General features: G+C 61.6%; 9 protein-coding genes. 5 read left to right on the forward strand and 4 right to left on the reverse strand.

Annotation, left to right across the window (positions count from 1 at the left end):
* Positions 1-23: 23 nt before the first annotated feature.
* Positions 24-1,508 carry an NCS1 family nucleobase:cation symporter-1 gene (locus KW062_RS17340; RefSeq protein ID WP_027616496.1) on the reverse strand — a complete coding sequence of 495 codons (1,485 nt, stop codon included), beginning with the start codon at positions 1,506-1,508 and terminating at the stop codon, positions 24-26.
* Positions 1,509-2,126: 618 nt separating this feature from the next.
* On the opposite strand from KW062_RS17340, the gene hydA reads away from it, so the two are divergent.
* The 3 genes from hydA to preA all read left to right on the forward strand — a co-directional run bounded on the left by hydA (position 2,127) and on the right by preA (position 6,352).
* Complete coding sequence (gene hydA / locus KW062_RS17345; RefSeq protein ID WP_105754574.1) at positions 2,127-3,566, forward strand: dihydropyrimidinase; 1,440 nt, start codon at positions 2,127-2,129, stop codon at positions 3,564-3,566.
* Between the two features lie 144 nt (positions 3,567-3,710).
* Positions 3,711-5,078, forward strand: a complete 1,368-nt coding sequence (locus tag KW062_RS17350) for an NAD(P)-dependent oxidoreductase (RefSeq protein WP_177433258.1) — start codon at positions 3,711-3,713, stop codon at positions 5,076-5,078.
* Complete coding sequence (gene preA / locus KW062_RS17355; protein WP_027616493.1) at positions 5,078-6,352, forward strand: NAD-dependent dihydropyrimidine dehydrogenase subunit PreA; 1,275 nt, start codon at positions 5,078-5,080, stop codon at positions 6,350-6,352. The genes KW062_RS17350 and preA overlap by 1 nt, the downstream gene beginning before the upstream one ends.
* Before the next feature lie 132 nt (positions 6,353-6,484).
* Here preA and KW062_RS17360 read toward each other — a convergent pair whose 3' ends face one another.
* Complete coding sequence (locus KW062_RS17360; RefSeq protein WP_027616492.1) at positions 6,485-7,105, reverse strand: TetR/AcrR family transcriptional regulator; 621 nt, start codon at positions 7,103-7,105, stop codon at positions 6,485-6,487.
* 122 nt (positions 7,106-7,227) lie between these two features.
* Between KW062_RS17360 and copC the strand changes: the two genes are divergently transcribed.
* Positions 7,228-7,593, forward strand: a complete 366-nt coding sequence (gene copC, locus KW062_RS17365) for a copper homeostasis periplasmic binding protein CopC (protein WP_027616491.1) — start codon at positions 7,228-7,230, stop codon at positions 7,591-7,593.
* Between the two features lie 3 nt (positions 7,594-7,596).
* Complete coding sequence (gene copD / locus KW062_RS17370) at positions 7,597-8,457, forward strand: copper homeostasis membrane protein CopD (RefSeq protein WP_105754575.1); 861 nt, start codon at positions 7,597-7,599, stop codon at positions 8,455-8,457.
* On the opposite strand, the gene KW062_RS17375 is transcribed toward copD, so the two are convergent.
* Positions 8,454-10,181, reverse strand: a complete 1,728-nt coding sequence (locus tag KW062_RS17375; RefSeq protein WP_027616489.1) for a PAS domain-containing hybrid sensor histidine kinase/response regulator — start codon at positions 10,179-10,181, stop codon at positions 8,454-8,456. The two genes, copD and KW062_RS17375, sit on opposite strands and share 4 nt — an antisense overlap.
* Positions 10,165-11,328 (reverse strand): alcohol dehydrogenase-like regulatory protein ErcA, encoded by a 1,164-nt coding sequence (ercA, locus tag KW062_RS17380; protein ID WP_027616488.1) that lies wholly within the window; start codon positions 11,326-11,328, stop codon positions 10,165-10,167. The genes KW062_RS17375 and ercA overlap by 17 nt, the downstream gene beginning before the upstream one ends.
* Positions 11,329-11,352: the final 24 nt, after the last annotated feature.

The raw sequence follows: 11,352 nt of genomic DNA on the forward strand, positions 1-11,352 counted from the left end.
CGCGAGCAGCGGAACGCCGCCCACTACACCGCAGATTTCGCCACCGATTGACTGGAGCGCATCGAGCACAGCCCGTAGTAAATCAGGCCGCCCAACGCCGAACCAGTGAACCAGCCGTAGCTGTAGAACCAGTTGAAGACATCACTGCCCAGCGACAGCAGAGTCAGCGCCACAGGCACCGCGAAGGCAATGAAGCCGTACCAGTTCCACGCCGGATAGACGTCATCGCGGTACAGGCCGGCGAGATCGAGTTGCTGTTTCCTGATCAGGAAATAGTCCACCACCATGATCCCGGCGATCGGCCCCAGCAGGCTCGAGTAGCCCAGCAGCCAGTTGGAATAAACCGACTCGAGGCTGATTTCGGAGACGATCCAGCCGAGCTTTTTCAGCAGCTCATGGCCCATCAGCGCCAGGCCCACCAGACCGGTGAGCATTACTGCCTTGGTGCGGTTGATCAGCTTCGGCGCGAGGTTCTGGAAGTCATTGGTGGGCGAGACGATGTTGGCGGCGGTGTTAGTGGACAAAGTGGCGATAATGATCAGCGCCATGGCCAGTGCGACCCAGGCCGGGCTCTGGATATGGCCGATCAGTGACACCGGATCCGAGACGGTCACCCCCACCAGTTTTTCCGAAGCCGCAGTCATCACTACGCCGAGGGCGGCGAACAGGAACATGGTCAACGGCAGGCCCATGATCTGCCCGACAATCTGGTCCTTCTGGCTTTTCGCATAACGGCTGAAGTCCGGGATATTCAACGACAGCGTGGCCCAGAACCCGACCATCGCGGTCAGGCCGGCAAAGAAATAACTCCACAGGCTGGCGCCCTCGGGCCGTTTTGGCGGCTGGGCCATGAGTTCGGTCAGCGACACGTTAGGCATCGCCCACACCAGCAGGCCCAGGCCCACCAGCACCAGCAGCGGCGCAGAAAGGGTTTCCAGCCATTTGATCGACTCGGCGCCGCGCAGCACCACCCACAGGTTCAGCGCCCAGAACAGCATGAAGCCGATCACCTCCCCGGTGCCGCCGAGCCCCTTCCAGTCGGCCGACAGCGAGCCTAGAAACAGGTGGATCGCCAGCCCGCCGAACATGGTCTGGATGCCAAACCAGCCGCAGGCCACCAAGGCGCGAATCAGACAGGGTACGTTGGAGCCAATCACCCCGAAGGACGAGCGCAGCAACACCGGAAATGGAATGCCGTACTTGGTGCCGGCAAAGGCGTTGAGCGTGAGCGGGATCAGCACGATGACGTTGGCCAGCAGAATCGCCATCAGCGCTTCGCCGACACTCAGGCCGAAGTAAGCCGTGAGCACGCCGCCAAGAGTGTAAGTCGGTACGCAGATCGACATGCCAACCCATAGTGCAGTGATGTGCCACTTGTTCCAGGTGCGCTCGTGGACCTTGGTCGGGGCAATGTCGTGGTTGTATCGGGGGCTGTCGAGGACGTCGCTGGCGGCCTCGAGTTCGTAGAGTCCGTCACGCTCGGTGACTTGCGATCTGTTCTGTTGCATGGCCGCTCCACTGTTCTGATTATTGTGCTCATCGGGTTGGCCAGCGGCGATCCGCTGACCTGACGATGGCCGGAGAACTGACAACATTTACCGACCGGCCAAGGTGCCAGCGGCGGCAATCAATAACTGTGCCGCAGGCTCCGTTGACGGTTGCAACGGCTCGGTAAAATCCATGTAAACAACTGATACCCATAACTTTTATATCTACAGTCGATCCCGCTGCGACTACTTGATCGGGCACTCAGGCTAAATGTCGGTCAAATGATCGGAACTTCCAGGATCCAAACTGGTGCGCTTTATTTATAGGCGTTTTTTTCGTATGCCACGAACCTACCGCAAATAGCTGATTGCACATGAGAAATCTTGACCATATTTGGATCCTGTCAAGTGCGTCAAATTGGTGAGGGACCGCACCAAATTGCGGATTTACATATTTAATCATTTAAAATCATATAGTTAATCAGGCTATAAGCTTATAAAAAATATTCTTGCTCAATCAGACATCACCAGCTAGCGTTTAATCTTGACAGCGCTGACAGGAATATAACCCACGCAGCCTGCCTCCTATAAAAACACTTAGAACCGGCATAAGCCGGTCTTGCCTGCGAGGAACTCGGAATGTCTCTGTTGATCCGTGGCGCCACCGTTGTTACCCATGATGAAAGTTATCGCGCCGATGTCCTGTGCCATAACGGATTGATCGCCGCCATCGGTGACAATCTTGATGTTCCCGCAGACTGCGAAGTGCTCGACGGCAGCGGCCAATACCTGATGCCCGGTGGCATCGATCCCCACACCCACATGCAATTACCCTTCATGGGCACCGTGGCCAGCGAAGACTTCTTTAGCGGCACTGCGGCCGGCCTGGCCGGTGGCACCACCTCGATCATCGACTTCGTGATTCCCAATCCGCAGCAATCCTTGCTGGAAGCCTTTCACCAATGGCGCGGCTGGGCGCAAAAGTCCGCCTCTGACTACGGCTTTCATGTGGCGGTGACCTGGTGGAGCGAGCAGGTCCGCGAAGAGATGGGCGAGTTGGTGAGCCAGCACGGGGTCAACAGCTTCAAGCATTTCATGGCCTACAAGAACGCGATCATGGCGGCCGACGACACCCTGGTGGCCAGTTTCGAGCGTTGCCTGGAACTCGGTGCCGTGCCCACCGTGCACGCCGAAAACGGCGAGCTGGTGTTCCACCTGCAACGCAAACTGATGGCCCAAGGCATGACCGGTCCCGAGGCGCATCCGCTGTCGCGCCCCTCTCAGGTCGAAGGCGAAGCTGCCAGCCGGGCGATCCGCATCGCCGAAACCCTCGGCACTCCGCTGTACCTGGTGCACGTCTCGACCAAGGAGGCACTGGACGAAATCACCTATGCCCGTAGCAAGGGCCAGCCGGTCTACGGCGAAGTCCTCGCCGGGCACTTGCTGCTGGACGACAGCGTCTACCAGCATCCCGACTGGAACACCGCTGCAGGCTACGTGATGAGCCCGCCGTTCCGCCCACGCGGCCATCAAGAGGCGCTGTGGCATGGCCTGCAGGCAGGTAACCTGCACACCACCGCCACCGACCACTGCTGCTTCTGCGCCGAGCAGAAAGCCGCCGGCCGCAACGATTTCAGCAAGATCCCCAACGGCACCGCTGGTATCGAAGACCGCATGGCGGTGCTCTGGGATGAAGGGGTCAACACCGGACGCCTGTCGATGCAGCAGTTCGTCGCCCTGACCTCCACCCACACCGCGAAGATCTTCAACCTCTACCCACGCAAAGGCGCGATTCGTGTCGGCGCCGATGCCGACCTGGTGCTCTGGGACCCTGAGGGCACTCGCACGATCTCGGCCAAAACCCATCATCAGCAGGTCGACTTCAACATTTTCGAAGGCAAGACCGTGCGCGGCGTGCCCAGCCACACCATCAGCCAGGGCAAGCTGGTCTGGGCCAACGGCGACCTGCGGGCCGAGCGTGGTGCCGGGCGCTATATCGAACGGCCGGCCTATCCGGCGGTGTTTGATTTGCTCAGCAAGCGGGCGGACTTGAACAGGCCCGTGGCTGTGAAACGCTGAAGCCGTCATTCGCTGGCAAGCCAGCTCCTACAGTTTGAAATCGAAGTGCAATCCCCTGTGGGAGCGGGCTCGCCCGCGATAGCCATACAAAAAAATCACCTGCCCAGCAGAGGCAGCACCTCAAATAACCGTGAGGCCACCACCGTGATCCCGACCCTCAACCACTTGCCCCATCCCCTCGAGGATGGGGCCACCCTCGCCGGCCACTTCACCGACCTGGCGCCCCCTCTTACCCCACGCCAGGCCGAGGTCGAAGCCTCGCGCTGCCTGTATTGCTACGACGCCCCCTGCGTCAATGCCTGCCCGAGCGAGATCGACATTCCGTCGTTCATCCGCAACATCCATCAGGACAACGTCCAGGGCGCCGCGCAGAAAATCCTTTCGGCAAACATCCTCGGCGGCAGCTGTGCCCGGGTCTGCCCCACCGAAATCCTCTGCCAGCAAGCCTGCGTGCGCAACAACGCCGCAGAATGCGCGCCGGTGCTGATCGGCCTGCTGCAACGCTACGCCATCGACAACGCGCAGTTCAGCGAGCATCCCTTCCAGCGCGCACCAACGACTGGCAAGCGGATTGCCGTGGTCGGTGCCGGGCCCGCCGGGTTGTCCTGTGCCCACCGTTGCGCGATGCACGGCCACGATGTGGTGATTTTCGAAGCGCGGGAAAAAGCTGGCGGCCTCAATGAGTACGGGATCGCCAAGTACAAACTGGTGGATGACTTTGCCCAGCACGAAGTGGACTTCCTGCTGCAGATCGGCGGCATCGAAATTCGCCATGGCCAGCAACTGGGCAACAACCTCAGCCTGAGCGAACTGCATCAACAGTTCGACGCGGTATTCCTCGGCCTCGGCCTGGCTGCCAGCAAACAATTGGGCCTCGCCGATGAAGATGCTCCGGGGCTGCTGGCCGCCACCGAGTTCATCCGCGAACTGCGCCAGGCCGATGATCTGAGCCAATTACCGCTGGCCCAACACTGCATCGTCCTCGGTGCCGGCAACACCGCGATCGACATGGCGGTGCAGATGGCCCGACTCGGCGCCCGTGACGTCAACCTGGTGTATCGCCGTGGCGTCGAGGACATGGGCGCCACCGACCATGAACAGGACATCGCCAAGGCCAATCAGGTGCGGCTGCTGACCTGGGCCCAGCCCGAGGAAGTGCTGCTCGACAGCAACGGCCAGGTGCGCGGCATGCGCTTCGCCCGCACGCGCATGGACAGCGGTCGCCTGGCCACCACCGGCGAGACCTTCGAACTGGCCGCCGACGCTATCTTCAAAGCCATCGGTCAGGCTTTCGATGACCAGGCGCTGAGCGATTCCCTGGCCGCTCAACTGCAGCGTACCAATGGCCGGATTCAGGTCGACGAACAGATGCGCACCAGCGTTCCCGGGGTCTACGCCGGCGGTGACTGCACCAGCCTCGATCAGGACCTCACCGTGCAGGCGGTGCAACATGGCAAGCTGGCCGCACAAGCGATCCATGCCCAACTCATGCTCAATGTGGAGGCTGCGTAATGGCCGATCTCTCGATTGTCTTCGCCGGCATCAAAGCCCCCAATCCGTTCTGGCTGGCCTCGGCGCCACCTACCGATAAAGCCTACAACGTGGTCCGCGCGTTTGAGGCCGGCTGGGGTGGCGTGGTCTGGAAAACCCTCGGCGAGGACCCGGCGGCGGTCAACGTCTCATCGCGTTACTCGGCGCATTTCGGCGCCAACCGCGAGGTCATGGGCATCAACAACATCGAGCTGATCACCGACCGCTCGCTGGAAATCAATCTACGCGAGATCACTCAGGTCAAGAAGGACTGGCCGGACCGGGCGCTGATCGTGTCGCTGATGGTGCCCTGCGTCGAAGAGTCGTGGAAAAACATCCTGCCGCTGGTGGAGGCCACGGGCGCCGACGGCATCGAGCTGAATTTCGGTTGCCCCCATGGCATGCCGGAACGCGGCATGGGCGCGGCGGTCGGCCAGGTGCCGGAGTACGTCGAGCAAGTCACCCGCTGGTGCAAGACCTATTGCTCACTGCCGGTGATCGTCAAGCTCACGCCCAACATCACCGACATCCGCGTCGCCGCCCGCGCGGCTCACCGTGGCGGCGCCGATGCGGTGTCGCTGATTAACACCATCAACTCGATCACCAGTGTCGACCTCGAGCACATGGTCGCCCTTCCCACCGTCGGCAGCCAGAGCACCCACGGTGGCTACTGCGGCTCGGCGGTCAAGCCGATTGCGCTGAATATGGTCGCGGAAATCGCCCGTGATCCACAGACCCAGGGCCTGCCCATCTGCGGTATCGGCGGCATTGGCAGTTGGCGCGACGCCGCCGAATTCATCGCCCTGGGCAGCGGTGCGGTGCAGGTGTGCACCGCGGCGATGCTGCATGGTTTTCGCATTGTCGAAGACATGAAGGACGGCCTGTCACGCTGGATGGACAGTCAGGGCTATCGCAGCATCGCCGACTTCTCCGGGCGCGCCGTGGGCAACACCACCGACTGGAAGTACCTGGACATCAACTACCAGGTGATCGCGAAAATCGACCAGCAGGCCTGTATCGGCTGCGGTCGTTGCCATATTGCCTGCGAAGACACCTCCCACCAGGCCGTGGCCAGCCTCAAACAAGCCGACGGCACCCACAAGTACCAGGTGATCGACGACGAATGCGTGGGCTGCAACCTGTGCCAGATCACCTGCCCGGTACAGGACTGCATCGAGATGGTGCCCAAGGACAATGGCAAGCCGTTCCTCGACTGGAACCATGATCCGAGGAATCCGTATCACGTCAGTGCTTGAGTGCGGCGGCGCCTGCCAGGCCGCCTTCGCGAGCAGCGGAGCGCCGCCCGGGCGGCGCTCCGCTGCTCGCGAAAAACTTCTGGGCGCCGCGCACATTCAGGATGAACACATCATCGTTGTGCCAAATCACCCTCACAACCCCAACCCAATCCCCCGCAAAATCACACTCGTCACCGTCTGCACCGCTTTCTCGAACTGCATATCCGAAAGCGGCTGATGGTCATTGAGAATATTCACCTGATGATCAAAGTCAGCGTAGTGCTGGGTCGAGGCCCAGATCATGTAGAGCAGGCTCGAAGGCTCCACCGGCAGGATGCGTTTGTCGTCGACCCACTGACGGATTTTCGCTTCTTTCATTTTTGCCCAATCGTAGAGACTGGCATCCAGGGCTTCGCCGAGGGTCGGGGCGCCGTGGATGATTTCGTTGGCCCAGACTTTCGAGCCATAGGGCCGGCTGCGTGAGTGCTGCATTTTTGCGCGGATGTAGCTGCTCAACACCACCCGCGGGTCATCGAACATCTCGAAGCACAGCGCGTCCTGTTTCCACACTTCCAGCAGGTCGAACAGCACCGCGCTGTAGAGTTCGGTCTTGGTGCTGAAGTAGTAATGCAGGTTGGAGCGCGGCAGTTGCACTTCGCGGGCGATGTCGGCCATGGCTGTGCTGCCGAAGCCTTTCTCGGCGAAGACCTTTTCGGCCGCCAGGAGGATTTTTTCGACGTTGCTGCGACGGATCTCGATCTTGTGATTGCCCATGGGGGCTCCCTGAGAACGGCATGGTCCAAGACTAGCATTGGCACAGGACGAAACGAAACGTCGTGCGCTGCGCCAGCCAAGGCTAAACTGCGGTATTTCGATCAATCACATAGGTGCCTCTCATGCTGCTGAAAAATGCCCTGACCACTGCCGCCCTGCTCGGCTCCTTGCTGGTGGCCTCTTCGGTCTGGGCCCATGCCCACCTGAAAAGCCAGGTGCCGCCAGCGGACAGCACCGTCAGCGCGCCCGCTGACGTACGCCTGGTGTTCTCCGAAGGCATTGAAGCAGCGTTCACCCAGGTCACCCTGACCAAGGATGGGGTCGCGGTGCCGGTCAAGAGCATCGTCACCGAAGGCAGCGACAAGAAAACCCTGGTGGTCACTCCGGTGGCACCTCTGGCGCCTGGCAGCTATCAGGTGCAATGGAATGCGCTTTCAGTCGACACCCACAAAAGCAAAGGCAGCTACGGCTTCAAGATCGGCGAATAACCCATGATCGATGGCATGGTGCTGTTGCGCTTTGTGCATTTCAGCCTGGTATTGACCCTGTTCGGTGCCTGGCTGTTTCGACCGTTACTGATCAAGGACAATACCCCGCTGTTGGATCGCCGCTTGCTGCGTCTGGCGCGCTGGTTGACCTCACTGGCGCTGCTCAGTGGTGTGGCCTGGTTGTGGCTGATCAGCGCCAGCATGGCCGGTTCAACGCTGCTGGAGGTAGATACACCGACGCTGCAGTTGGTACTCGACAAGACCTTTTTCGGCCAGGTCTGGCGCTGCCATTTGCTGCTCAACGCCCTGCTGCTGGCGCTGTTGTGGACGCCCTGGCATTCGCGCCACTGGCCGCGCCTGAGCCTTGGCGCGCTGCTGCTGGCAACCCTGGCCCCGGTCGGCCACGGCGCCATGCTCGACGGCCTGAGCGGGCAGTTGCTGATCCTCAATCAGATCGTCCACCTCAGTTGCGTTGCCGCCTGGCTCGGCGGTTTGCTGATGCTGGTGCTGATTTTGCGCCAGCCCGAGGGGCATGACCTGGGCACCATCCTGCGACGTTTCAGTGGGGTCGCCTACGGGCTGGTGGCGGGGTTGATCATCAGTGGTCTGATCAACGTGCGGGTGCTCACCGGCGCCTTCTGGCCCACCCCGCTGCTGTCCGGCTTTGCCTTGATCCTGATGATCAAGGTGCTGCTAGTGTTGGCGATGCTCGGCCTGGCCCTGTTCAATCGGCTGCGCATCGACCAGTGCCAACAGCGCCTGGGCGTGTTGCGCGCCAGCGTTCAGTTGGAGTGGCTGCTGGGGCTCGGCGCGGTGGCAGCGGTGGCGTTGCTTGGGACGCTACCGCCGATGATCGCCGGCTAAGCCAGCAACTGGCTCAACACTGCGCGCAGCTTGCCCGGCTTCACCGGTTTGTTGAGCAGCGGCGCCTCCAGCTGTTGCAATGAGCGCCGGCATTGATCGCTTCGATCGGCGGTGATAATCACCGCCGGGATCGCCTGCTGGAAATGCTCGCGCAAATGCCGCACCACGTCACAGCCCACCACCCCATGATCCAGGTGGTAGTCGGCGAGGATCAGTTCCGGCGCCTGGCCTTGCAGGTTGCTCAGGGCCGAGCTTTCGTCAGTGGCGGTCACCACTTCGCAGCCCCACTGCCCAAGCAATGCCCCCATGCTCTGCAGAATGCTCACTTCATTATCCAGCACCAACAGACGCCGCCCCGGCAGCGGATTGCCCGTGCTGGCTTGAGGAGCCGCGAGGTTGATGGGCAGCGGCACTTCGGCAGAAATCGGTACCTCGATACTGAAGCGTGAGCCGCGCCCCGGACGCGAATGCACCTGCACCGAGTAGCCGAGAATCTTGGCGATGCGCTCAACAATCGCCAGGCCCAGACCGACACCCTTGCGGTCAGCGGCGCGGCCGACATCCAGTTGGTTGAACTCAAGAAAGATCGCTTCGAGCCGGTCTGCGGCGATCCCGCGTCCGGTGTCCCAGACTTCCAGCCGCAGTTGGTCGCCACGACGCCGGGCCGCCAGCAGGATGCTGCCCTGGTCGGTGTAGCGGCAGGCATTGCTCAGCAGGTTGCGCAGGATCCGAGTCATCAGCCGCAAGTCGGTGCGAATCGCGTAGTCGCCCATGCGTACCCGCAGATTGAGACCGGCAGCCTGGGCCACCGACTGAAACTCCGAGACCAGCGGCCCGAGCAATTCATCGAGGCGATACAGCGCCACATCGGGCCTCACCGCCGACTGGTCCAGACGGGAAATATCCAGCAAGTCGGTGAGCAGATCCTCTGCCCCTTCCAGGGCCTGATGCGTGCGTTCTACCAGCACCTGCTCGACCTCCGGAAGACGTCGCTCGCGCAGGGTGGAAATCAGCAGGCGTGCGGCATTCAGCGGTTGCAGCAAGTCATGGCTGGCCGCCGCCAGGTACTTGTCCTTGCTGCGATTGGCGGCCTGGGCGGCGTCGCGGGCATCGCGCAAGTCCTGCTCGATCTGCTCACGCTGGGCGATCTGCTGTTGCAGGTTGCGGTTGGCCTCGAGCAACTCGTCTGTGCGCGCGGTCACCCGCTGCTCCAATTGATCGTTGAGTTGTTGCAGATGCTCCTGGGCCAGCTTGCGCTCGGTGATATCAGCGACAAAGCCCTCAACCAGGCCTTGCTGGTCCGGCTTGAGCAGCAGGTTCATCAGCACATCGACATGGCTGCCATCCTTGCGCCGCAGCTGGGTTTCATAGGCCAGCAGGCTGCGCTCGCGCTGCAGGATCAGGCCGATCTGCTCCAGTTCGCGGGCGCCGCCGACGAACAAGGTGCCGGCCAGGTCGGTGAGGGAAAACAGCACGTCCTGCGGATCGTCGTAGCCGAGCATTCGCGCCAGCGCCGGATTGGCCGCGCGCATGCCCTCCAGCAAACTGGCCTGGAACACCCCGTGCACGGCGTTTTCGAACAGCCACTTGTAGCGATTGCGCTCGGTTTCCAGATCCTGCAAACGCGCCGCCAGCTCCGGGTAATGGCTCTTGCGCGTCGAGTGGCTGCCCAGTCCCAGTAACCCCGCCAGCGCCTGTTGCTGCTGGTCAGAGGGCTTCGCCATAAACGACCTCGACGTCACGCTGACTGGATTCGCGGGGGTTGGTGAGAATGCACGGATCGTCCATCGCGTGCTGCGACAGGAACGGAATATCCGCCGTGCTGACGCCGTGCAATCCAAGGGTCTCGTGGAAGCCGATGGCGTGCTTGAGGGCGATCAGGTGCTCCACCAGACGGCCGCAGATCTGCCGGTGATTGAGGCCACGGCAATCGATGCCGAAGGTCTCGGCGATCACCTTGAAACGCTCCGGCGCCGAGCTGTAGTTGAACGCCACCACGTGTTCCACCAGCACCGCGTTGCACAAGCCGTGAGGCAGGTCGAGAAAGCCGCCGAGGCTGTGGGACATGGCGTGCACCGCGCCGAGGATCGCGTTGGAGAACGCCAGCCCGGCCTGCATGCTGCCGAGCATGATTTTCTCGCGCAGGGCAATGTCGTGGGGATTGGCAATCATCTGCACCAGATTGCCGTTGATCAGGCGCATTGCTTCCAGCGCATGGGGATCGGTCAGCGGGCCGTGGCCAGTGGAAACGAACGCCTCGATTGCATGCACCAGCGCGTCGATACCGGTACAGGCCGAGAGGAACGGGTCCATGCTCAGGGTGGTTTCCGGGTCGATCAGCGACACGTCCGGCACCACCGCCTTGCTGACGATGGAGAACTTCATGCGTTCCTGCTGGTTGGAAATGATCACGAACTGCGAGACGTCTGCGGAGGTGCCGGCGGTGGTCGGAATCAGGATCAGCGGCGGGCTCGGCACACGAATGGTGTCCACGCCCTCGAACTCGAGGATGCTGCGCCCATGAGCGACCACGATGCCGATACCCTTGCCGCAGTCCATCGGGCTGCCGCCGCCGACCGCGACAATCACGTCGCACTGTTGCTCGCGGTACAACTCGGCACCGCGCATGACTTCCTCGACCCGTGGGTTGGGCGATACGTCGCTATACAGGCAGTAATCGATATCCAACGCCTGCAGGCTGGCCTCGACATCCGCCACCCAACCGGCGGCAATCACCCCGGGATCACTGACCACCAGCACCTTGCGCGCGCCGAAACTCTTGGCGAAGTTGCCGACGTTGTGCCGGCAGCCGGCACCGAAAATGATTTCCGGGGAAACGAATTTACGCAGTTGACTGAGACTCTGGCTCATTGGAAAGCCTGTTTTTTATTGTAT

Source organism: Pseudomonas fluorescens, from assembly GCF_019212185.1.
Classification (GTDB): Bacteria; Pseudomonadota; Gammaproteobacteria; order Pseudomonadales; family Pseudomonadaceae; genus Aquipseudomonas.

What these genes read in the sequence shown, in the direction of transcription:
- KW062_RS17375 (WP_027616489.1), bottom strand. Translation starts at nt 10,181, where the DNA reads ATGGCGAAGCCCTCTGACCAGCAGCAACAGGCGCTGGCGGGGTTACTG.
- copC (WP_027616491.1), top strand. Translation starts at nt 7,228, where the DNA reads ATGCTGCTGAAAAATGCCCTGACCACTGCCGCCCTGCTCGGCTCCTTG.
- KW062_RS17360 (WP_027616492.1), bottom strand. Translation starts at nt 7,105, where the DNA reads ATGGGCAATCACAAGATCGAGATCCGTCGCAGCAACGTCGAAAAAATC.
- copD (WP_105754575.1), top strand. Translation starts at nt 7,597, where the DNA reads ATGATCGATGGCATGGTGCTGTTGCGCTTTGTGCATTTCAGCCTGGTA.
- hydA (WP_105754574.1), top strand. Translation starts at nt 2,127, where the DNA reads ATGTCTCTGTTGATCCGTGGCGCCACCGTTGTTACCCATGATGAAAGT.
- ercA (WP_027616488.1), bottom strand. Translation starts at nt 11,328, where the DNA reads ATGAGCCAGAGTCTCAGTCAACTGCGTAAATTCGTTTCCCCGGAAATC.
- KW062_RS17340 (WP_027616496.1), bottom strand. Translation starts at nt 1,508, where the DNA reads ATGCAACAGAACAGATCGCAAGTCACCGAGCGTGACGGACTCTACGAA.
- preA (WP_027616493.1), top strand. Translation starts at nt 5,078, where the DNA reads ATGGCCGATCTCTCGATTGTCTTCGCCGGCATCAAAGCCCCCAATCCG.